This is a genomic window from Sphingomonas sp. Ell38C01 (assembly GCF_055231975.1).
This window is the reverse complement of sequence record NZ_JBUYVA010000001.1, coordinates 1,792,511-1,813,684: the sequence shown is the minus strand read 5'-3', so window position 1 is coordinate 1,813,684 and position 21,174 is coordinate 1,792,511. Positions and strand designations below refer to the sequence as shown.

The following is a 21,174-nucleotide window of genomic DNA, read 5'->3' as shown; positions in this document are numbered from 1 at the left end:
TTGTCCAAAAACTCCGCGCACGCCACAGCTTACGCCATGCGTATTTCCTTCCTTGCCCCGCTCGTCCTGATCGCAACCCCGGCCGCGGCGCGCGAGGCGCCGTCGCAGTCGGCGCTGCGAACCAGCGTGGAATCGCTCGTCGCGTTCGGCACCCGCCATTCGCTGTCGTCCGCGACCGATCCGAAGCGCGGGATCGGTGCCGCGCGGACCTGGGCGGCCTCGCGCTTTGCCGCCATCTCGCAGGACTGCGGCGGATGCATCGCGGTCGAGCGCCTGTCGCGCCGCTTCGTCGGCCCGCGCGCGCCCGACGGCGTCGTGATCGAGGACGTGCTCGGCATCCAGAAGGGCACCGATCCGAACCGCTACATCATCGTCGGCGGACATATCGACAGCCGCGTGTCGAACGAGATGGACGCGACCAGCGACGCCCCCGGCGCCAACGACGATGCCAGCGGCGTCGCGCTGGTATTGGAAGCGGCGCGGATCCTGTCGAGGGAGCGGTTCGCCGCGACCATCGTATACGTCGCCTTTTCGGGCGAGGAGCAGGGCTTGTGGGGGGCGACATTGCTCGCCGAAACCGCGAAGGCGCGCGGGTGGCAGGTCGATGCGATGCTCAACAACGACATCGTCGGCAACTCGGTCGGCCAGGGCGGCCTCAAGGTCGCCGATCGCGTCCGCGTCTTCTCGGAAGGCATCCGCGCCGACGAATCGCTCGCCGACGCGATCGAGCGTCGCGCGATCGGCGGCGAGGACGACGGCCCCAGCCGCGCGCTCGCCAAGGCGATCGACCGCGTCGCGGACGCGCTGCCCGGAACATTCCCCAACCGCCTGGACGTATTCGTCGATCGCCGTCCAGACCGGTTCGGCCGCGGCGGCGATCACGAGCCGTTCCTGCGCGAGGGCTTCCCCGCAGTCCGTTTCACCGTCGGCGCAGAAAACTGGGACCGCCAGCATCAGGACCTGCGCATCGAGGACGGCCGCGTCTATGGTGACACGATCGAGGGCATGGACTTCGCCTATCTCGCAAAGGTGACCGCGATCAACGTCGCCACGATCGCCCGCCTCGCCGCCGCACCCGCCGCGCCGACCGGCGTCACGATCGCCGGCGCCCTCACCCGCGACGCAACCGTCGCGTGGAAGCCGGTCCCCGGCGCCGCCGAGTATATGATCCGCTGGCGTCGCAACGACACGCAGGACTGGACGGACCAGCGCAAGGTGACCGGCGCCACGACCGCGGTGTTGAAGGAGGTGTCGGTTGACGACCACTTCATCGGCGTCTCGGCCCTCGGTGCGGACGGTGCGGAGAGCCTCGTCACCTTCGCGAGGCGCGTGCCTCGGCGGTAGGCCCGCCCTCCCTCCTTACTCCGTTCGTTTCGGGATTTCGCGAATGACGGAACGCCCCCCATGGAAAAGGGCGCCGCTCCCGAACCCGGAAGCGACGCCCTCCTCATGCGCGGCAAGAAAAGGGAGTCAACTCACCGGCAGATGCACTTCGGCTTGGGCTTCGCACGCCACACGCGACGATGCGCGGGACGGCTGTAGGTGACGGTGTCCTCGAAGACCTCGGTCGTCGTCGTCACCACCGGCGCGGTCGCAACGGTGATCGTCGTCACGCTGCTGCCCGGATAGTAATAGCCGCCCGCATAATAGCCCTGCGTCGGATACGCCCCACCGGTCGACATGGTGGTGACGGTGGTGCCACCGCCATGCGTCACGATCGGCCCCGGCATCGGCGCGGGATAGCCTCCCTGAGCCGGATAGGGCGCCGGATACGGCGCGCCATAGCCCGGCGCGCGGCCATAGGAAGCCGGCGGCGGCGGCGGCGCACGACGCCCGCGATCCTCCGCCTTGTCGATCGCATAGCCCGCCGCCGCGCCGACGCCCGCGCCGATCAACGTGCCGCCCAGCCGATTGCCGCGCCCGCCGATCAGGTTGCCCGCGACGCCGCCAGCGACCGCGCCGATCGCCGCGCCGCCCAGCCCGTTGTCGCGACGCTCGTATCCGCCCTGCGGATAGGGATAGGGCGCACCCGGCTGTGCATAACCACCTTGGGCGTAACCACCTTGGGCGTAGCCGTCCTGCGCATAACCGCCCTGGGCATAGTCGCCGTCGTAATAGCTATAATCGGCGCCCTGTCCGTCATACCGGTCCCAGTCGACCCCGCCGATCGTGTCGTACACCGATCCGCGCCCGTCGATCAGCACCGCGTCGTCATAATAGCGCGACCAGTTATAGCCCTGCGGCGGCTGCGGCAGGCCATATCCCGACCAGTCGGTCACATACCAGGTCGGCGCGACCCAGTAGCTCGGCAGCACCCAGCCGCGGGTCGGCCGGTGATAGGCGTTCCAGCCCCCCGGTGCGCGCTGTCCGCCCCACCAGCGACCGTCGACGCGACCGCCCCAACGCGGCCGATTGACGACGACGTTCGTGTTGGCGCCGTTCCAGCTGCCGCCACGCACGCGCGTGACGCTGCGCTGGTTCTGCCACTGGGCCTGGCTTTGCGCCTGCGACTGACCCTGCCACTGGCTACCACCCTGCCACTGGCGACCGCCGCCATTCCACCCGCCCGGCGTCGACGTCGGCGCGTGCGGCATCGGCCCGCGGGTCCAGCCGCCACCGCGATTGCCGCCGGAGACGACCACGCGCTCCCCCGCATCGGCGGCGCCCGTCGTCAGCATCGACAGCGCCGCGGCCGTCACCATCAGCGTCCGCATTCTTCGGTCTCCCTGTTCTCGTTCGGCGCAACGCACCGCCTGTTAACGGGTTGCTTACCACTCGTGCGGGGGAGTCGCCAGCACGAGCCGTGTCCCGAATCGGATCAGCCGATGCGCGCGGCGATGGACTTCGCCACCGCCTCGATTCCGGCGGAATCCTCCGCGTCGAACCGGCCGGTCACCGGGCTGTCGAGGTCGATCACCGCGACCAGCCGGTCGCCGTCGATCACCGGCGCAACGAGTTCGGAGGCGCTCGCAGCATCGCACGCGATATGCCCGGGAAAGGCGTGGACGTCCGCCACCACCTGCGTCGTCCGAGTCGCGGCGGCGGCCCCGCACACCCCCGCGCCGAACGCGATCCGTATGCACGCCGCCTTGCCTTGGAACGGCCCAAGCACCAGTTCGCCATCGACCGCCCGATAGAAGCCGGCCCAGTTGAGATCGGGCAGATACTGCCACAGCACCGCCGCGACGTTCGCCATATTGGCGACGCCGTCGGGCTCGTCCGCGGTCAGCGCCTCCACCGCATTCAGCAGGTCGCGGTACAGTTCGCGCTTCGTGCCCGCGGACGTGTCGAAAACATACATGCGTTCAGTCCCTATTCGTCGCGGACGCGTCCGCGCCCCGCCTTCACCGCGCTGCGCCCCTTCTTGGCGTCCACCCGGCGCACCTGCGAGCCCTTGGTGGGCTTCGTCGGTCGCCGTTTCTTGGGGACGATCGTTGCCTCGCGGATCAGGTCGATCAACCGGTCGCGCACCTCCTGCCGGTTCAGGAGCTGCGATCGCGACCCCTCGCTGCGCAGCACCAGCACCCCGTCGCGCGTCAGCCGCGATCCCGCCAGCACCGCGAGCCGCGTCTTCACCGCATCGGGAAGCCCCGGCGAATTGGCTACGTCAAACCGCAGCAGCACCGCGCTGTCCGTGGTGTTGACGTGCTGCCCGCCCGGCCCCGACGAGCGTGCGAACGTCTCCGACAGTTCGTCGCTGTCGATCGCGATCGATCGCGTGACGGGGATCGCGACCATCGCGCGCTCAGCCCTCGGCCGCGGGTCCTTCGAACCCGATTGCCACAAAGCGCTCAGGCCACGGCGCGTCCGCGACGACGGGCTCCTTCTCCCCGCGCGGCACGACCAGCCGGCGCGCGTGGAGCATCATCCCCGCCGGATCCGCCTTCCCATAGGTCGGGTCGCCGACCACGGGGATGCCCAGCCCTTCCAGCGCATGGACGCGGATCTGGTGCGTCCGCCCCGTCTCGGGCCGGAACGCGACCAGCGCGCGCGTGCCCTCGACGCGCAGCAGCTCCCAATGCGTCCGCGCCGCCTTGCCCTTGTGATCGCGCGTCATCCGCCAGCCGTCCTCGCGAGTCGAGACCTTGCCCAGCGGCAGGTCGATCAGCCCGCCCGTCCCCTCGGGCAAGCCTTCGAGGATCGCGACATAGTGTTTCTCGACCAACCCTGCCTCGAACGCCTGCTGCAACCGCGCATGCGCCTTGGGATTGCGCGACATCAGCAGGCACCCGCTCGTATCGCGGTCGAGTCGATGGACCGGGTGGGGCCACCGCTTGAACCCGAAGGTCAGGTTCTGCATGTGGTTCTCGAGGCTGATCGATCCGTCGCGCGGACGATCGACCGGCAGCCCGGCGGGCTTGTCGATCACCAGGGCCTCGCCGTCGAGGAAGAGCACGCGTTCACCGATCATGGATGCGCGCTTGCCACGCCTCGCCCGCGCATGCCAGTGCCGCCTGCGATGATCCGCCTCCTCGTCCCCCTCGCGCTGGTCGCCGCCCCCGCGCAGGCGCAGGTCTGCGATGGCGCGCCCACCACGGTCGGCGCGGACGGACGGACGCTGGGCCACCTGCCCTATGGCGACGTCGCGGAGGGCGAGCTCGCGCCGCTGCGCCACGATCTCGCCGCCGCGGGCACCTGCATGATGCGGCGCGAGGCGATCCCCGATCTGGAGCGGATGCTCGACGCCGCCGCACGCGATCCGGCGGTGGCGGGGCGGATCCTCGCGCTGTCGTGCCACCGCTCGCTGGCGCGGCAGGCCAGCGTCTTCTGTCGCGGGCGCGGCGGCGCGGATGCGGCGGACCGCGCGATCTCGGTCGCGCCGCCGGGGCATAGCGAACACAGCACCGGGCTCGCGTTCGACGTCGCGATCCGCCCGCGCACCGACTGCCCGGACGCGGAGGCGTGCATGGCGGCGACCCCCGGGTTCCGCTGGCTCCGGGCCAACGCGCCGAAATACGGCTTCGAGATGTCGTTCCCCGCGGGCAACCGCCAGACGGTGAAGTGGGAGCCGTGGCACTGGCGCTGGGTCGGCACCACTGCCGCCGCGCCCGGCGCGGCGAAGGCCCGCTTCATCTTCGCGGCCGCGCGCGCGCGCTTCCCCGCGCAACCCGCGGTCGATGGCGTGACGGTGATTCGCACGATGCCCGCGCCGCCGATCTGGCTCCCCCTCCCGCCATGGCAGGATCCGAAGGCGAAGAAGAAGTGGCGGCTCTCGCGTTGAACCGTCATCCCGGCGAAGGCCGGGATCTCTTGCGGCCGGGAGCACCCAGCCACGGAAAGACCCCGGCTTGCGCCGGGGTGACGATCAAACGTCCGTCTTAAAGCCCCACGATCCCGCCGTCGTTCTTCGTGATGACGATCGTCGCCGAGCGCGGCCGCCCCGTGCCCGTCGCGGTCGCCTGGTTCGCGGGCCAGTTGCTGGTAATGTTCGTCGGGCCGCCATTCTCGCCGGGATGCTGGATGTTGACGAACAGCGACCTGCCGTCCGGCGTCGAGTGGATCCCCGTGATCTCGCACTCCTTCGGCCCCACCAGGAAGCGGCGCAGCGTCGCGCCCGGCGCCTTGCCGAAGCGCGTGCCCTGCGTGCCCGTCACGGTGCCGATCGCGTTGGTGATCGTGCGCGTCGTACCGTCGCCGACGCTGCCCGGGATCGCGGCGAGCATCATGCAGTTGGTGACGTCGGTATAGGCGCCGTCGTCGGTCTGGATCCACATCACCGGCGCGCCCTGCCCCGTCGCGTTCGACGGCAGCCCGAACCAGAGGCCATCGGGCGACGAGAAGTCGTTCGTCGCGTCGAGCCCGGAGATGTTGATGTTGCTCGGATTCAGGTCCGCGCCGGCGCCGAAGGCATAGATGTCCCACGCGAACGTCAGCGCCTCCGACGTGTCGCCGCTCTCGCGCAGGCGGACGATATGGCCGTTGGCGTTGCCGTTGGTCTGCCCGCCGGTCATCTTCGCGTCGGTATAGGCGCGCGGGTTCGCCCAGTCGGTGTTGAGCGGGGTGCGCGAGCTGTTGTTGGTCAGCGTGCAATACATCTCGCCGGTCGCGGGATTGACCGCGGTCCATTCCGGCCGATCCATCCGTGTCGCGCCCAGCACGTCCGCGGCGAGGCGAGTGTTCACTAGAACGTCGGCCTGGCTGGCGAAGGGATAGATCGCGTTCGCGCTCGTCAGCCCGCCCTGCCCGAACACCAGCGGCAACCACTGCCCGGTCCCGTCCGCGTTGAACCGCGCGACGTACAGCGTGCCCGCATCCATGTACTTGTCGCCGATCGCCAGCCGGTTGGTCGCACTCGCATCCGCCGCGGACCACGGCGTGGCGGAGACGAATTTATAGATATATTCGTTCTGCGCATCGTCGCCCATGTAGAAGGCGGGGCGGATGCCCGCGATCGTGCGGCCGATCTCGCAGCCCTCATGGTTCATCCGGCCGAGCGCGGTGCGCTTGCGCGGCGTCGCGGTCGGGTCATAGGGATCGATCTCGACCACCCAGCCGAACTGGAACGGCTCGTGGCGGAAGTCGCCGGTGCCGTCCGTCGCCGTGGTCGCCTGTGCGGTCGCGTTCCAGCGCGCATAGAGCGTGCTCGACGTGTCGGCCGGGGTGACGGTCGACCAGCCATAGTTCCCGGTGCGTCCCTCGGGCATGCCATAGCGGGTGAGGCTGGTATTCTCCTTGCCCTGGCCCGCCGCGGTGCGCACCGCGGCATCGCCCGCGGTCCGGCGGAAATAGCCGACCCAGTTCTCCTCGTTGGTCAGGTATGTGCCCCACGGCATCGTCCCGTTGGCGCAGTTGTTGATCGTCCCGCGCCCATCGGTCCCCGCCGGCGAATGCCGCGTGCGGAGCAGCGCATCGCCGCGCACCGGGCCGCTGAACGTCATCGGCGTGTTGGGCGTGATGCGGCGGTTGAGCGACGAGGCGGGCACATAGGCCCACGTCCCGCCCGTCCGCGCGGTCTCCACCACCGAGACGCCGTGGCACTCGATCTCCTTGATCGCCTCCGCCTCGGGACGCACCCCGCCGGTCGTCGTCGGGCCGTTCGGGTGCAGATAGGCCTGCGTGATATTCTCGTGGTTCAGCACCAGCACGCCGCGCGTGTTCGACGTCGCGTCGCGCGTCGCGCCCGATGCGGCGAGCCCGAACCAGCTCATCCCGTCATGATGGTCGCCCGCGCGCTGCGCGAAATTGCCGTCGGTGCCGTTGTTGGCATAAGCGCCGACGCCCGCGGCGATCGGGTCGCCAAGCCGGTACAGCACGGTGACGCTGTAGTCGCCCGGCACCGCGACCGTATCCGCCTGGCCCTTGGCGATCGCGGTGAAGCCCAGCACCGCGGGGTTCACCGTCACGGTCGTGTCCGCACTCGTCGTCAGCCGGTCGCTGCTCGTGCTGGTGAAGCGGAACGCGAGCACCGTCGCGGCGGCGACGCCGGGCGCGGTGAAGGTGGCGGTCGCGCCGCTGGCCGCCAGCGTGACGCTCGGGCCGCCGGTCTGCATCCACGCCACGCTCGCCGCGTTGCCGCTGGTGACGGTGCCGGTCAGCGTCACCGTCCGCCCCGCGGTGGTCGTGATCGCGCTCCCCGCGTCGACATTGGCGATACGCGCGCTCTCGTCCTCGTCGCACCCCGTCAGCATCATCCCGCCGAACACCGCGACCGTCGCCGCGCCGATCCCGCCGAACAGCGCCTGCCGCCGCGAATAGCGCTCTGCGACCAGATCGTTCAGATGCGGGTTCGCGGTGCGATTGGTATCGATGTCGCCATCGTCATAGGCGGCGAGCATGGTCGCGTCGGTCATGTGAGTATCCCCCGGATCGCCCGCGTTCGGGCGTTGCGGCGGCTTTGCCGGCGGAGCATGGCACCCGCGTTACGACCGCGCGACGGTTCGGCGACGATCGGGTTACGGTTCGACGACACGGCCGCCCCGCATTGACTCCCCCGCACGATCCTGTAAGGGCGCGCCTGCGTCCCGATCGGTTTCCGTTCGGGGCTCCGTCCAAGACAGCGGGTGCCGTGGGTTCGCCATGGCTTAATTTCCTGCCGAGACGGGGAAAAGGATTTGCCGCCCGGCCCATGGCCGCGTCGGTCTGTCGTGTACTCCACGACGTCTGCCCTCCCCATCGAAGGACACCGCCGGGTGGCGGTTATGTCGCCCGGTTCGTAACCGGGCCCGGGGCGTTCGCGCTCCCGGGTTCTGAAAGTGGAGAATGGCATGGATCGTGATCAGAAGACCGCGGCCGTCGCCGAGCTGAACAGCAACTTTGCCAAGGTCGGTGTGGTGGTCGTCACCCGCAACCTCGGCATGACCGTCGCACAGTCCACTGTGCTGCGGAACAAGATGCGCGACGCCGGCGCGACCTACAAGGTCTCGAAGAACAAGCTTGCCAGGATCGCCCTCGAAGGGACCGATTACGGTTCGATCAGCGACATGCTGACCGGCCCCGTCGGTCTCGCCACCTCGACCGATCCGGTCGCGGCCGCGAAGATCGCGGTCGAATTCGCGAAGACGAACGACAAGTTCGAAATCGTGGGTGGTGCGATGGGCACGACCGCGCTGGACCTCGCAGGGGTTCAGGCGCTCGCGACGCTGCCGTCGCTGGATGAACTGCGCGCCAAGATCATCGGCCTCGTCGTGGCACCCGCCACGAAGATCGCCACGATCGCGCAGGCACCGGCCGCCCAGCTCGCGCGCGTCCTGTCCGCCTATGCGGAGAAGGAAGCGGCCTGATCCTGGCCTGAGCTTTTCGTTTTTGACTGAACCCTTGGGGCGTCGCAGCCCCGATACTGGAGACTACACATGGCAGACCTGAACGCGCTCGTTGAGAGCCTGAGCGAACTGACCGTCCTCGAGGCAGCCGAGCTGTCGAAGATGCTCGAAGAGAAGTGGGGCGTTTCGGCCGCAGCAGCGGTTGCGGCTCCCGCAGCAGGCGGCGGCGCAGCAGCGCCCGCAGCCGAAGAGCAGACCGAGTTCGACGTCATCCTCACCGGCGACGGTGGCAAGAAGATCAACGTCATCAAGGAAGTCCGCGCGATCACCGCGCTCGGCCTGACCGAAGCCAAGGCACTCGTCGAGGGCGCCCCGAAGGCGGTCAAGGAAGGCGTGAACAAGGAAGAGGCGACCAAGCTGAAGGCTCAGCTGGAAGCCGCCGGCGCGACCGTCGAGATCAAGTAAGCCGCAGCGGGCGGAGTCGGGCAAGCCAGCTTGCCCGACTCCGCCCGCAAGGGCCTGTCCTGAGCGCCTGCCTTGGCAGGCAGTCGAAGGGCCGGCCGGCGCGGGCTCGCCCGCGTCCGACGACATGGGCTTCGCCCTTGTCGGCTTGCTCCAAGGAAAAAGGGCGACCCCAGCGATGGGGCCGCCCTTTTTCTTCGCCTCCAGTACACGCTGCACTGCAACATACTGAAACCATTGCAGAATGTCGACGGACGCCTTATGTCGAACCCATCGGCCGGGACCTTCCGGAGATACGAGGCCCGGCCTTCTTCAATGGAGAGGACGGGTCATGACCACGATCAGATCGATAGGATACACCGGAAGCGTCGCGCTCGCGGCAGCAGCAGGCATGGCGGCGATCGTCCTGCTCGCCCGGCTGGTGGCGGGTCTGCTGATCGCCATCGGGGAATATCTGCTGCGATAGGTTATGCGCGAACCGGCGCGAGGTCTGCGCTCTGCATGCCTTCACCGGAAGCAAGATTGACCCCGGCGAGATCCGCCGCGCGCACCGCCGCGACATAGCCGGAGGCAATCATCACCGGCGCCAGCCAGCCGACCAGCAACGAGTCGACCGCCAGCACCGGCCACAATAGCGTCTTCGGCCCGACCAGCGCCGCGGCGCCCAGCGCATAATGCGGCACCATCAGCGGCAGCACGGCGATGAGGGTGAAGACGATCGTCCACGGCAGCTGCCGCGCCATGATCGCAATCGATCGCCACGGCCCGATCGCCGCATTGCCGAGCGGCGCCGCGACACCCCAGGTAAGCAGCAGGGTTCCGATCACCTGCCCGACGACGAAACCGACGAGCGTCGCGATGCCCGATCCCGAAAGCGCAAACAGCTGCACCGCGTTCATCGCCAGATGGAATGCCAGCACCGCCGCAAACAGCCGGACCGCCCGGGCATCGAAGCGCGCCGCGAACCGCGCGTCGCGCGACCACAGGAACCGCGCCACCCAATAGATCGGGATCGTCAGCGCCGCGACCTTCACCATCCCCAGCACCATGCGTAGCGGGTGATGCTCCATCGCCCTTGCCGCCGCGACGCTGTCGTACATCCCGATATGCACCTCGCCCCAATGCTGGAGCAGTTCGAACGCGACCGGGAACAGCGCTAGCAGCGGGCACGCGATCACGAACGCGGTGCCCCCACGATAGGTCGCCTTGAGAGCCTGCCAGAACGTCATTCACTATCCCCCTTCTCGTCGATGGTCACCGCCAGCAGGTCCCCCGGCTGGCATTCGAGCGCGAGGCAGATCGCCTCCAGCGTCGAGAAGCGCATCGCCTTCGCCTTGCCTGTCTTAAGGATCGAAAGGTTCGCCAGCGTGATGTCGACGCGCTCGCTCAGCTCGGTCAGCGTCATCCGGCGCGCATGGAGCAGCGCGTCGAGCCGCACCTCGACCGGCATCAGACCGTCGCCTCGAGCTCGTCGCGCATCGCCGCGCCATGCGCGAACACGCGCCCCAGCACGAACACCATCATCACCACGATCCAGCCCGCGATCGAGGGCGTCCACCCTGCGTGATCGACCCCGAGCCGCGTCAGCCACAACGTCATGGCGCCCATCACCAGATCGAGAAGCTGCCACCCGACCAGGGCCCAGCCGATCGCGGTCAGCCGCCGCGCATTGTCCGCGACGAACGGGTCCCCCGCCGCCACCGTCGCGATCATCGCCAGCAGCCGCGTACAGATCACCCACGCGACCGCCACCGCGGCCAGCGCCAGCACGAACAGCCCCCGCATCGCCATGACGACCTGCGCCGCATCGACCGCGTCCGCGTATTTGGCGACGACCCGCGCCTCGAACAGGCCGTGAAATGGCACCGACAGCAGCAGCAGGCCGCCGAACCCCACAGCGCCGATCCAGTTCAGCACCAGGATCGCCCGCAACAACACCCTGGCCCCGCCCAACATTCGATCCCGCGCCACCGTCACCCCCGAATCATTATCGATATACGATATGATCCATATCGCTTTTCGACAAGTGCGAAGAAGCCGCTGGACGATCGCGAGGCCGACGGGGCACGAGGACGACATGACCCGTTCCACCGTCTCTCTCGCGATCCTGTCGCTCGCTGCGGTCGCCACCGTCGCCCCCGCGCAGTTCCAAGGGCGGATCTACCCCGCACCCAAAGCCCCGCTGACGGTCGCCGGCCTGCCCGTCGCCGCGCTCGACCGCGTCGCAACCGCGGACCGGCTGACGCTCACCGGCATCGAGATCGCCGGGCGCGCGGACAAGCCGGTCGTACTGGTCTTCCACGGCAATGCCTCGGACGCGAGCGGGACGGTGGCGTGGCTCTCCCCACTCGTCGCGCGCGGCTACGGCATCGTCGCGGCGGAATATCGCGGCTATGCAGGCAATCCCGGCAAGCCGAACGAGCCCGGCCTCTCCGCCGACGCCGACGCCTTCTACGCCCGTGCGAAGGCGCTGGCCGGCGCGCGCCGCGTGATCGTGCTGGGACACAGCCTCGGCGGCGGTGTCGCTTTCTCGCTTGCGCGGCGGCAGCGGCTCGATGCGCTGGTGACGATCGGCACCTTCAGCCGGTTGCGCGCCATGGCGCCGCGGATCGCACGCGCCTTCATCACCGATCGCTGGGACAATGCGGACGCCGCGACGACGCTCGACGAGCCGCTCTACCTGATCCACGGCACCGCCGACGACACCGTACCGCTGGCCGAGGCGCAGGCGATCGCAAACGCGGCAACCAGCAAATGCTGCGCGGCGTGGATCTTGCCCGGTGCCGACCATCGCCCGGACGGCGCGACGATCGCGGAGCTGGTCGATGTCGTCACGGCGCGGTTGGACGGAAAGGACGCACCACTTCCCGAAGGTGCGAAGGTCTATCCGTTCGCGAAGAGCGGCGGATAACCCCCTCCAGACGCTGACTTCCGTCTCAGCTCCGCAGCGACAATGCGTGCGGGCGTACCCCCAGCGTCTCGTGCATCCGGCTGACGGTATCGAGCCAGAACGGCCCCAGCTTGGCGGCGCCCGGCCGCTCCACCCCTATAGCGAACGCCGCCGCGGTCTGCCCCATCCCGCCATCGCCGCGATCATAGACGATGTTCGCCGCCACCACCGGCACGAACATCGGACGCCCGCCCGCGTCGAGCACGTTGATCGCGTTGCGGGGCAGCGTCACGAGCACGCGCATCGTCCGCGTTTCGCCCGGCGCGAGCGCGAACGGCGCAACCGCCGGACGCCCGACCGGCGCGGCGAACAGTCGGCCGAGCTCGTCGTCCTGCCCCGATCGCGCGCTGAGCAACGACAGCCCGACGCGCACCGACGCAGCGGGCGCGTCCCCGACATTGGTCAGCATCACCTCCACGTCCGCGGTCGCCGTCGCCATGTTGATCCCTGCGCGCACCGGGGTGAGCGACAGGCCGATCCATGGCCGGACGACCGGCTCGACTGCAGCTGGGGAAATGTCGGCAGGCGGCGCCGCAACGGGCGCCGACGCCGCGAGCGGCTGGCGCTCGGCAGGAGCATCGGGCGTGAGTGCAGCAGTGGGCTCCATCGCACGTTCCGCCGCCGCACGCCGCCGCCGCCACAGCAGCGCTCCCACCGCCAGCAGCACAACGACACCCGCCGGGACCAGCCATGACGGCCCGCCATCCTGCGTACCGGCTTCGGGCGCGACGGTGCCAGGGTCTGCGGCCGCCGCGGAGCTCGGGGTCGCACCGCCCACCGGCCCGGCCGACAGGACCGGCGGCGACGGCACCGTCACCACGGGCGGCGTCGCCTCCGGCTCGGGCGCGGGCGTCTCCTCGACGACAGGGCGCGCGGCCGGCGTGGCGCGCGGCGTCGGCGTCGCCACCGGTGTCGCGCGGGGGCGCGGCGTCGCGGACGTGACCGGCGCGGGCAGGCCGACCGGCGCGGCCGGGGTCGGCACCGCGCTCGGCTGCGTGGCGGGCAGGCTGAAATTCTCCAGTCCCTGAACCGGCGCGGGAGGCTGGGCGGGCGAAGACGTCTGGCCGGCGACGGGCGCGGCCATCAGCAGGACGAGCAGCGGAACGGTCAGGCGCGGGGGGATCGTCATCATCGTGAACAGACCGCTAGGGCCGCCCCGCCCCCGCTGCAACAGTTCCCGACACCGCCGCTGGTGCCGCCAGCGTCGGCTGCGCGACCGGAACGACCGGCAGCCACACCGCGCTCGACGTCGCGCCACCGCGCTGGAGCGAGATCGTGGCCTTGCGATAGTCCGCCGGCTTGGCGAAGAAGATGTTCGACACGTAGCTCTGCGGATTGCGATCGTAGAGCGGATAGAGCGACGACTGGACCTGCACCATGATCCGGTGCCCCGGCTGGAACACATGGTTCACCGTCGGCAGGCGGAACTTGTAACGCTGGATCTTGCCTGCCGGGATCGCACTGGGCTTGGCGAAGCTGTCGCGATAGCGCCCGCGGAAGATGTCGAGCGCGATCGGCAGCTGGTATCCGCCCATCTTCGCATCCGTCGCCACTTCAGCCGGGTAGACGTCGATCACCTTCACCACGAAGTCCCCGTCGGTCCCCGTCGTCTTAGCGAACAGGTCCGCGATCGGCGCGCCGGACACGCGGACGGCCTGCGTCAGCACCGGCGTCTCGTACGTCAGCACGTCGGTCCGCCCCTCGGCATGGCGCTGGTCGCTGACGAGCCAGTCGCCCCAACGGCCGTCTTCGAAATTCACCGGACGCGGGAGGTGCGGGACGGGCGTCGCGGGATCGGAAACATAACTGTCCTCCCCCGCCGCCGCCTTCGCGAACCCCAGCCCGCGATCCGCCTGCAGGTAGATCGGCGTCAGCGGCGACGCGCATCCGCTCTCGCACGCGAGCGGCCACGCCGCGAAGCGGTCCCAATGGTTCTCCCCGGTGTTGTAGATCGCCGCGGCGGGCAGGTTCGCCGCGGGGCCGCCTTTGAGATACTGGTTGAACAGCGGCAGCACCATCTGCTCGCGGAACTGCGCGGCGGTGTCGCCGTTCCACTGGAACGCGCCCAGGCTGGTGCCGGTCCGGTTGACCTGGCTGTGCCGCCACGGCCCCATCACGAGGAAATTGTTCCCCGTCCTGCCCTTCTTGGCCAGCGCCTCCCACGTCGTGATGGCGCCGTACATGTCCTCCTGGTCCCACAGCCCCTGCTCCCAGAGCGTCGGGACGTTCGACGGGTTGGCGGCGACCATCTTGTCGAGCGCCTGCCCCTGCCAGAACGCGTCGTAGGACGGATGCGCCGCCATCCGCTGCCAGAAGGGCAGCTGCGCATAGCCACGCTTGGCCGCCCAGTCTCCTGCGGACCCGGTGCGGAAATTGTCGTAGTCGTCATAGCCGCCGGTGGGCGGGGCCTTGCCCTCGCCCTTGTACCCGGTCTGGCTGCCCAGCCACGCGATGTTCGCGAGGCGGAACGCGCCGTAATGGAACCAGTCGTCGCCCATCCATCCGTCGATCATCGGGCTCTCGGGCGCCGCGACCTTGAGCGCGGGATGCGGATTGAGCAGCGCCATGACGACGGTGAAGCCCTCGTAGGACGATCCGATCATCCCGACCTTGCCGTTGCTCTCGGGCAGGTTGGCCTTGTTCACCAGCCAGTCGATCGTGTCGTAGGCATCGGTGACGTGGTCGACCTTGGTCGGGTTCAACGGACCCATGACCGGGCGCGTGACGACATACTCCCCTTCCGATCCGTACTTGCCGCGCACGTCCTGATAGACGCGGATATAGCCGTCCTTGACGAAGATCTCGTCGGCGAGCGGCAGCGTCGACAGCATCGACGGGCTGTCCATCCGGTTCGCGCGGCCCTTCGCATCGTACGGCGTTCGGGTCAGCACGATCGGCGCGTTCGTCGCGCCCTTGGGCACGACGATGACGGTGTACAGCTTCGTCCCGTCGCGCATCGGCACCATCACCACGCGCTTGTCGTAGTCCGCGAGGGGCTTTGGCGGGATGTAGTTGGCGGGAATGTCCCCGCCCTTCGGCCAGACCGATGCTTGCTGCGCGGCCAGCGGGGTCGCGGCGAGCATCGCGAGCAGGATCAGCGGACGGACGGTCATGGAAATTACCTCAACGCAAACGAAAGACGGGTGCCGATCATGTCGAGACCGGGGTTCTGCGGGCCGAAGATCTGCGCGTGGCTGACATGCGTCCACTGCGCCTCGATCGTGACGCGCGGCGCGGCGCGCAACCCGATGCCGAGTTCGGGCTCGAACAGCACGCGGCTGCCCAGCTGGGTCTGGTAGCTGCCGAAGACGCGGTAGCGCGGGCCGTCCTGGATCGCGATGCCGATCCCCGGCCGCACGAACATGCGGCCGCGCCCCAGCGTCCACGCCAGCCCGGCGGCGGCGAGGTCGGTATCGCCCGCGCTGTTGACCGATACGAAGGCATAGGGGGCCGGCGCACCGATCGCGGACAGCGCATCGATGCGCCCGCCGCGATACCCCAACTGGACATCGACGCCGCGCTCGCCCGTCTCGAACGTCAGCGGCGTTTCGACCGCGTGCGCGAGCATCCCGACGAACACCTCGCGGGCGGCGGCGGGTTGCGGAACGACGGCGGCGATGGCGAGGAGAAGGCTGGCGAATTTCGGCACGGACACGGGGCTAGTCCCGCGCCGCGCGCTTGGCAACGCCCCCGACGTCACGACGTCGCGGGCGGCGCGAGCGCCGCAAGCGGGGCGCCCTTGCTCCCCCCGTCGCGCCCCGATAGGCTGGGCGATATGTCGCAGAACCCCTTCTGGCATTACAATGCCCTGTTCGATCCGGTCGCGCTCGTGCGCAAATACGCCGCGGGCGAGCAGGTGCCCCGCCCCGGCTTCTACACCAGCTATTTCGGCGTCGCGATCGATCCGCGCTTCTTTCCTGACACCCTGGGCCCCTGGACCGGGCTGGTCGAGCAGGAGACGGTGCCCGCGAACTGGCATTCGGACCTCGCCGAATTCGGCGCGGCGCTGCGCGCGGTCGAGTTGGCGGGTGACCGGTTCGCGATGCTGGAACTCGGCTGCGGCTGGGGCTGCTGGATGTCGCTGACGGGGGTGGCGGCCCGGCGCCGCGGGCTGGAGGTGACACTGATGGGGATCGAGGCCGACCCGCAGCACATCGCGTTCGCGCGGCAGGCGATGGCGGACAACGGTTTCGCCGACACCGACGTCGTCCTCCACCGCGGGATCGCCGCGGGTCGGCAGGGCGAGGCGCTGTTTCCGACGCAGGACGCGGGCGGCGGCCATTGGGGCCTGTCCCCGATCCTCGACGCCGACGGCGATGCACGGATCCGCGCGTTGCTGAGCGGGAAGTACGAGGCGCTGCCGCTGGTCGCGCTCGAGGACGCCATCGCGAGCGTCGACCGGCTCGACCTGCTCCATGTCGATATCCAGGGCGGCGAGGCCGATCTGGTCGCGGAGACGGTCGATCTGATGAGTACGAAAGTCGCCTATACGGTGATCGGCACGCATGGCCGCGATCTCGAGGGACGGCTGTTCGAAACGCTCGGCAATGCCGGCTGGGTATTGGAGATCGAGCGCCCCGCGATGATGCGCGACGATCGCGGCACGCTGCTGGTGCATGTCGACGGCGTCCAGGGCTGGCGCAACCCGCGGCTCCTGCCGGTCTGACCGTCGCCCGCCCCGCGCGTTGACACGCTCCAACACGCGGCCTATATCCCCACCTCTACCACAGCTTCGGGACATGGCACGGCGTCGCGCACCGTGTCGTACGGATGGGAGCTGGTGGTTTCATGGACGCTGACAGGCTGCCGTCGCCCCGGCCGGGGTATGACGCGCGGCCTTTCGGCGTCTTTTCCGTGCGCTCGGAAATATTTACGGCTGATCCTTCAGCCGAGTGAGGGCGAAAAACTCCATGGCGACCAGGGCGATCGAAGGCGGCACGCGCAAGCGCCGCATCCGCAAGGTGTTCGGCAACATCCACGAAGTGGTGCAGATGCCGAACCTGATCGAGGTGCAGCGCGAGAGCTACGAGCAGTTCCTCCGCTCCGATCCCTCGACCGGCTATGTCTCGGGCCTCGAGAAGACGCTGCGCAGCGTGTTCCCGATCCGCGACTTTGCGGGCACCGCCGAGCTGGACTTCGTCAACTATGAGCTCGAGCCGCCCAAGTTCGACGTCGAGGAATGCCGCCAGCGCGGCATCACCTATGCCGCGCCGATGCGCGTCACGCTGCGCCTGATCGTGTTCGAGGTGGATCCGGAGACGGAGACCCGCTCGGTCCTCGATATCAAGGAGCAGGACGTGTACATGGGCGACATGCCGCTCATGACCGAGAACGGCACCTTCTTCATCAACGGCACCGAGCGCGTGATCGTGTCGCAGATGCACCGGTCGCCGGGCGTCCTGTTCGACCATGACCGCGGCAAGACCCATGCATCGGGCAAGTATCTCTTCGCGGCGCGCGTGATCCCGTATCGCGGGTCGTGGCTCGATTTCGAGTTCGACGCCAAGGACATCGTCAACGTCCGCATCGATCGCAAGCGCAAGCTGCCGGTGACGGCGCTGCTCTATGCGCTCGGCCTGACGGGCGAGGAAATCCTCGCGCAGTTCTACAACCGCGTCACCTATGTGCGCGGCCAGGGCGGCTGGCAGATCCCGTACGCGCCCGAGAACTGGCGCGGCGTGAAGCCGACGTTCGACATCGTCGATGCGAAGTCGGGCGAAGTGATCTTTCCCACCGGGACCAAGATCACACCGCGCTCCGCCAACAAGGCGGGCAAGGACGGGCTAGAAACGCTGCTGATCCCGACCGATGAGATCTTCGGGCGCTACTCTGCGTATGACCTCATCAACGAGTCGACGGGCGAGATCTATGTCGAGGCGGGCGACGAGATCGGCCCCGACAATCTCGAGAAGCTCGACAAGGCGGGCATCGAGAAACTCGATCTGCTCGACATCGACTATGTCACCAAGGGTCCGTGGATCCGCAACACGCTCAAGGCCGACAAGGCCGAAGAGCGCGAGCAGGCGCTGTCCGACATCTACCGCGTCATGCGCCCCGGCGAGCCGCCGACGCTGGAGACGGCGGAGTCGCTGTTCTCGGGCCTGTTCTTCGATCCCGACCGGTACGACCTGTCCGCGGTCGGCCGCGTCAAGCTCAACATGCGCCTCGACCTCGACGTCGAGGACACCGTGACGACGCTGCGCACCGAGGACATTCTCGAGGTCGTCAAGACGCTCGTGAACCTGAAGGACGGCAAGGGCGAGATCGACGACATCGACAATCTCGGCAATCGCCGCGTGCGCTCGGTCGGCGAGCTGCTGGAGAACCAGTATCGCGTCGGCCTGCTCCGCATGGAGCGTGCCGTGAAGGAGCGCATGTCGTCGGTCGACGTGTCGACGGTGATGCCGAACGACCTCATCAACGCCAAGCCAGCGGTCGCCGCGGTGCGTGAATTCTTCGGCTCGTCGCAGCTGTCGCAGTTCATGGATCAGACCAATCCGCTCTCCGAAGTGACGCACAAGCGTCGCGTCTCGGCGCTCGGGCCGGGCGGCCTGACGCGTGAGCGCGCGGGCTTCGAGGTCCGTGACGTCCATCCGACGCATTACGGCCGCATCTGCCCGATCGAGACGCCGGAAGGCCCGAACATCGGCCTCATCAACTCGCTGGCCAGCTTCTCGCGCGTCAACAAGTATGGCTTCATCGAGACGCCGTACCGCAAGATCATCGACGGCAAGGTGACCAACGACGTCGTCTACCTGTCGGCGATGGAGGAGGCCAAGCACACGATCGCGCAGGCCTCCGCCGCACTCGATGGCGAGAACCGCTTCACCGAGGAGCTGGTGTCGTCGCGCCAGGCCGGCGAGTTCCTGATGGCGCTGCCCGACAACATCACGCTGATGGACGTGTCGCCGAAGCAGCTCGTTTCGGTCGCCGCGTCGCTCATTCCGTTCCTGGAGAACGATGACGCCAACCGCGCGCTGATGGGCTCGAACATGCAGCGCCAGGCGGTGCCGCTCGTCCGTGCCGAGGCGCCGTTCGTCGGCACCGGCATGGAAGAGACGGTGGCACGCGATTCGGGCGCCGCGATTTCGGCCCGCCGCGCCGGCATCGTCGACCAGGTCGACGCCGCCCGCATCGTCGTGCGCGCCACGGGTGAGGTCGACGCCGGCAAGTCGGGCGTCGACATCTACACGCTGATGAAGTTCCAGCGCTCGAACCAGTCGACCTGCATCAACCAGCGTCCGCTGGTGAAGGTGGGCGACGTGGTCGAGGTGGGCGACGTCATCGCCGACGGCCCGTCGACCGAGTTCGGCGAGCTGGCGCTGGGGCGCAACGCGCTTGTCGCGTTCATGCCGTGGAACGGGTATAACTACGAGGATTCGATCCTGATCTCGGAGCGGATCGTGAAGGACGACGTGTTCACGTCGATCCATATCGACGAGTTCGAGGTCGCCGCCCGCGACACGAAGCTGGGGCCGGAGGACATCACCCGCGATATCCCGAACGTCGGCGAGGAAGCGCTGCGCAACCTCGACGAGGCGGGCATCGTCTATATCGGCGCCGAGGTGGAGCCGGGCGACATCCTGGTCGGCAAGATCACGCCGAAGGGCGAAAGCCCGATGACGCCGGAGGAAAAGCTTCTTCGTGCCATCTTCGGTGAGAAGGCCTCGGACGTGCGCGACACGTCGCTGCGCCTGCCGCCGGGTGTGTCGGGCACGATCGTCGACGTGCGCGTCTTCAATCGCCACGGCATCGACAAGGACGAGCGCGCGATGGCGATCGAGCGCGAGGAGATCGAGCGCCTGAAGAAGGACTCGGACGACGAGCGCACGATCCTCAACCGCGCGACATGGTCGCGTCTGCGCGAGATGCTGCTCGACCAGGTCGCCACGGCGGTTCCGAAGGGCCTGAAGAAGGGCGCGACGATCGACATGGACCTGCTGGACAGCGTCGACCGCCACGAGTGGTGGAAGTTCGCGGTGCAGGACGACAAAGTCCAGGGCGATCTGGAAGCCGTCAAGCAGCAGTATGACGATGCCGCCAAGCTCATCACCGACAAGTTCCACGACCGTCGCGAGAAGCTGGAGCGCGGCGATGAGTTGCCGCCGGGCGTGCTCAAGATGGTCAAGGTCTTCGTCGCGGTGAAGCGCAAGCTGCAGCCGGGCGACAAGATGGCCGGCCGTCACGGCAACAAGGGCGTCATCAGCCGCATCCTGCCGGCGGAGGACATGCCGTTCCTCGCCGACGGGACGCCGGTCGATCTCGTGCTCAACCCGCTCGGCGTGCCGTCGCGCATGAACGTCGGGCAGATCTTCGAGACGCATCTGGGCTGGGCCGCGCGTGGTCTCGGGCAGCAGATCGCCAAGGGTCTTGAGGACTGGCGCGAGGCCAATCCGGACATCAAGTCGGGCGATATGCCCGATGCGGTCAAGGAGCGGCTCAAGACGGTGTATGGCGAGCATTATCTCGCCGACATCGAGGCGCGCAGCGCGGACGAGATCGTCGAGCTGGCCGAGAACCTGAAGCCCGGCGTCCCGATGGGCACCCCGGTGTTCGACGGCGCGGTCGAGGCGGACGTCTCGGCGATGCTGGAGCTGGCGGGTCTCGATCCGTCGGGCCAGTCGGAGCTGTTCGACGGACGCACCGGCGACAAGTTCGACCGCAAGGTGACGGTGGGCATCATCTACATGCTCAAGCTGCACCATCTCGTGGACGACAAGATCCACGCGCGTTCGATCGGGCCGTACTCGCTCGTCACCCAGCAGCCGCTGGGCGGCAAGGCGCAGTTCGGCGGACAGCGCTTCGGCGAGATGGAGGTCTGGGCGCTCCAGGCCTACGGCGCGGCCTATACCCTGCAGGAGATGCTGACGGTGAAGTCGGACGACGTGGTCGGCCGCACCAAGGTCTACGAGGCGATCGTCAAGGGCGACGACACCTTCGAGGCCGGCATCCCGGAGAGCTTCAACGTGCTCGTCAAGGAAATGCGCTCGCTGGGCCTCAACGTCGAACTCAAGAGCCACGAGCTCGACGACGACGGCATCGCGATCGCCGCGGAGTAACCAG

Annotated in this window: 19 protein-coding genes; 8 read left to right on the top strand and 11 right to left on the bottom strand. The window is 68.5% G+C overall.

What is annotated here, in order from left to right; all coding sequences use genetic code 11:
- Window positions 1–36 precede the first annotated feature (36 nt).
- Window positions 37–1,344: a M20/M25/M40 family metallo-hydrolase gene (locus ACV7NO_RS08470; RefSeq protein WP_463405565.1), complete on the top strand. Its 1,308-nt coding sequence runs from the start codon at window positions 37–39 to the stop codon at window positions 1,342–1,344.
- A gap of 131 nt (window positions 1,345–1,475) precedes the next feature.
- On the opposite strand, the gene ACV7NO_RS08465 is transcribed toward ACV7NO_RS08470, so the two are convergent.
- The 4 genes from ACV7NO_RS08465 to ACV7NO_RS08450 all read right to left on the bottom strand — a co-directional run bounded on the left by ACV7NO_RS08465 (window position 1,476) and on the right by ACV7NO_RS08450 (window position 4,411).
- The gene (locus tag ACV7NO_RS08465; RefSeq protein ID WP_463405564.1) at window positions 1,476–2,714 is read right to left on the bottom strand and encodes an RcnB family protein; all 1,239 of its coding nucleotides are present in this window, start codon (window positions 2,712–2,714) and stop codon (window positions 1,476–1,478) included.
- A gap of 104 nt (window positions 2,715–2,818) precedes the next feature.
- Complete coding sequence (locus tag ACV7NO_RS08460) at window positions 2,819–3,301, bottom strand: GAF domain-containing protein (protein ID WP_463405563.1); 483 nt, start codon at window positions 3,299–3,301, stop codon at window positions 2,819–2,821.
- An 11-nt stretch (window positions 3,302–3,312) separates the two neighbouring features.
- Entirely contained in the window at window positions 3,313–3,738 is a 426-nt protein-coding gene (gene arfB / locus ACV7NO_RS08455; RefSeq protein WP_463405562.1) for an alternative ribosome rescue aminoacyl-tRNA hydrolase ArfB, read from the bottom strand.
- Between the two features lie 7 nt (window positions 3,739–3,745).
- Entirely contained in the window at window positions 3,746–4,411 is a 666-nt protein-coding gene (locus ACV7NO_RS08450; RefSeq protein ID WP_463405561.1) for an RluA family pseudouridine synthase, read from the bottom strand.
- A gap of 48 nt (window positions 4,412–4,459) precedes the next feature.
- On the opposite strand from ACV7NO_RS08450, the gene ACV7NO_RS08445 reads away from it, so the two are divergent.
- A complete protein-coding gene (locus ACV7NO_RS08445; protein ID WP_463405560.1) occupies window positions 4,460–5,221 on the top strand; it encodes a M15 family metallopeptidase in 762 nt (253 codons plus the stop codon).
- Between the two features lie 97 nt (window positions 5,222–5,318).
- On the opposite strand, the gene ACV7NO_RS08440 is transcribed toward ACV7NO_RS08445, so the two are convergent.
- Window positions 5,319–7,790, bottom strand: a complete 2,472-nt coding sequence (locus tag ACV7NO_RS08440) for a PhoX family protein (protein WP_463405559.1) — start codon at window positions 7,788–7,790, stop codon at window positions 5,319–5,321.
- A 414-nt stretch (window positions 7,791–8,204) separates the two neighbouring features.
- Here ACV7NO_RS08440 and rplJ point away from each other — a divergent pair, with 414 nt between their 5' ends.
- The 3 genes from rplJ (at window position 8,205) to ACV7NO_RS08425 (ending at window position 9,627) form a co-directional block, all read left to right on the top strand.
- Window positions 8,205–8,720: a 50S ribosomal protein L10 gene (gene rplJ / locus ACV7NO_RS08435; protein ID WP_463405558.1), complete on the top strand. Its 516-nt coding sequence runs from the start codon at window positions 8,205–8,207 to the stop codon at window positions 8,718–8,720.
- 69 nt (window positions 8,721–8,789) lie between these two features.
- Window positions 8,790–9,164, top strand: coding sequence for a 50S ribosomal protein L7/L12 (gene rplL, locus ACV7NO_RS08430; protein WP_463405557.1), 375 nt, complete (start codon window positions 8,790–8,792; stop codon window positions 9,162–9,164).
- A 328-nt stretch (window positions 9,165–9,492) separates the two neighbouring features.
- Complete coding sequence (locus tag ACV7NO_RS08425; protein ID WP_463405556.1) at window positions 9,493–9,627, top strand: hypothetical protein; 135 nt, start codon at window positions 9,493–9,495, stop codon at window positions 9,625–9,627.
- A 1-nt stretch (window position 9,628) separates the two neighbouring features.
- Here the strand turns inward: ACV7NO_RS08425 and ACV7NO_RS08420 are convergent, their stop codons facing one another.
- Genes ACV7NO_RS08420 through ACV7NO_RS08410 form a run of 3 tightly spaced genes read right to left on the bottom strand, consistent with a single transcriptional unit; the run spans window position 9,629 to window position 11,096 of the window.
- The gene (locus ACV7NO_RS08420) at window positions 9,629–10,390 is read right to left on the bottom strand and encodes a hypothetical protein (protein ID WP_463405555.1); all 762 of its coding nucleotides are present in this window, start codon (window positions 10,388–10,390) and stop codon (window positions 9,629–9,631) included.
- On the bottom strand, window positions 10,387–10,611 hold the full coding sequence (locus ACV7NO_RS08415) for a helix-turn-helix domain-containing protein (protein ID WP_463405554.1): 225 nt from the start codon (window positions 10,609–10,611) through the stop codon (window positions 10,387–10,389). The genes ACV7NO_RS08420 and ACV7NO_RS08415 overlap by 4 nt, the downstream gene beginning before the upstream one ends.
- Window positions 10,611–11,096: a DUF2975 domain-containing protein gene (locus tag ACV7NO_RS08410; protein WP_463405553.1), complete on the bottom strand. Its 486-nt coding sequence runs from the start codon at window positions 11,094–11,096 to the stop codon at window positions 10,611–10,613. The genes ACV7NO_RS08415 and ACV7NO_RS08410 overlap by 1 nt, the downstream gene beginning before the upstream one ends.
- Window positions 11,097–11,238: 142 nt before the next feature.
- Here ACV7NO_RS08410 and ACV7NO_RS08405 point away from each other — a divergent pair, with 142 nt between their 5' ends.
- Window positions 11,239–12,072 carry an alpha/beta hydrolase gene (locus ACV7NO_RS08405; protein WP_463405552.1) on the top strand — a complete coding sequence of 278 codons (834 nt, stop codon included), beginning with the start codon at window positions 11,239–11,241 and terminating at the stop codon, window positions 12,070–12,072.
- A 25-nt stretch (window positions 12,073–12,097) separates the two neighbouring features.
- Here the strand turns inward: ACV7NO_RS08405 and ACV7NO_RS08400 are convergent, their stop codons facing one another.
- The 3 genes from ACV7NO_RS08400 to ACV7NO_RS08390 are packed head-to-tail and all read right to left on the bottom strand — an operon-like array spanning window position 12,098 to window position 15,760.
- Window positions 12,098–13,243: a hypothetical protein gene (locus tag ACV7NO_RS08400; RefSeq protein WP_463405551.1), complete on the bottom strand. Its 1,146-nt coding sequence runs from the start codon at window positions 13,241–13,243 to the stop codon at window positions 12,098–12,100.
- 13 nt (window positions 13,244–13,256) lie between these two features.
- Window positions 13,257–15,224 (bottom strand): CocE/NonD family hydrolase, encoded by a 1,968-nt coding sequence (locus ACV7NO_RS08395; protein WP_463405550.1) that lies wholly within the window; start codon window positions 15,222–15,224, stop codon window positions 13,257–13,259.
- Between the two features lie 5 nt (window positions 15,225–15,229).
- On the bottom strand, window positions 15,230–15,760 hold the full coding sequence (locus ACV7NO_RS08390; protein ID WP_463405549.1) for an acyloxyacyl hydrolase: 531 nt from the start codon (window positions 15,758–15,760) through the stop codon (window positions 15,230–15,232).
- A gap of 126 nt (window positions 15,761–15,886) precedes the next feature.
- Between ACV7NO_RS08390 and ACV7NO_RS08385 the strand changes: the two genes are divergently transcribed.
- Window positions 15,887–16,777: a class I SAM-dependent methyltransferase gene (locus tag ACV7NO_RS08385; RefSeq protein WP_463405548.1), complete on the top strand. Its 891-nt coding sequence runs from the start codon at window positions 15,887–15,889 to the stop codon at window positions 16,775–16,777.
- 244 nt (window positions 16,778–17,021) lie between these two features.
- Window positions 17,022–21,170: a DNA-directed RNA polymerase subunit beta gene (rpoB, locus tag ACV7NO_RS08380; RefSeq protein ID WP_463405547.1), complete on the top strand. Its 4,149-nt coding sequence runs from the start codon at window positions 17,022–17,024 to the stop codon at window positions 21,168–21,170.
- Window positions 21,171–21,174 lie beyond the last annotated feature (4 nt).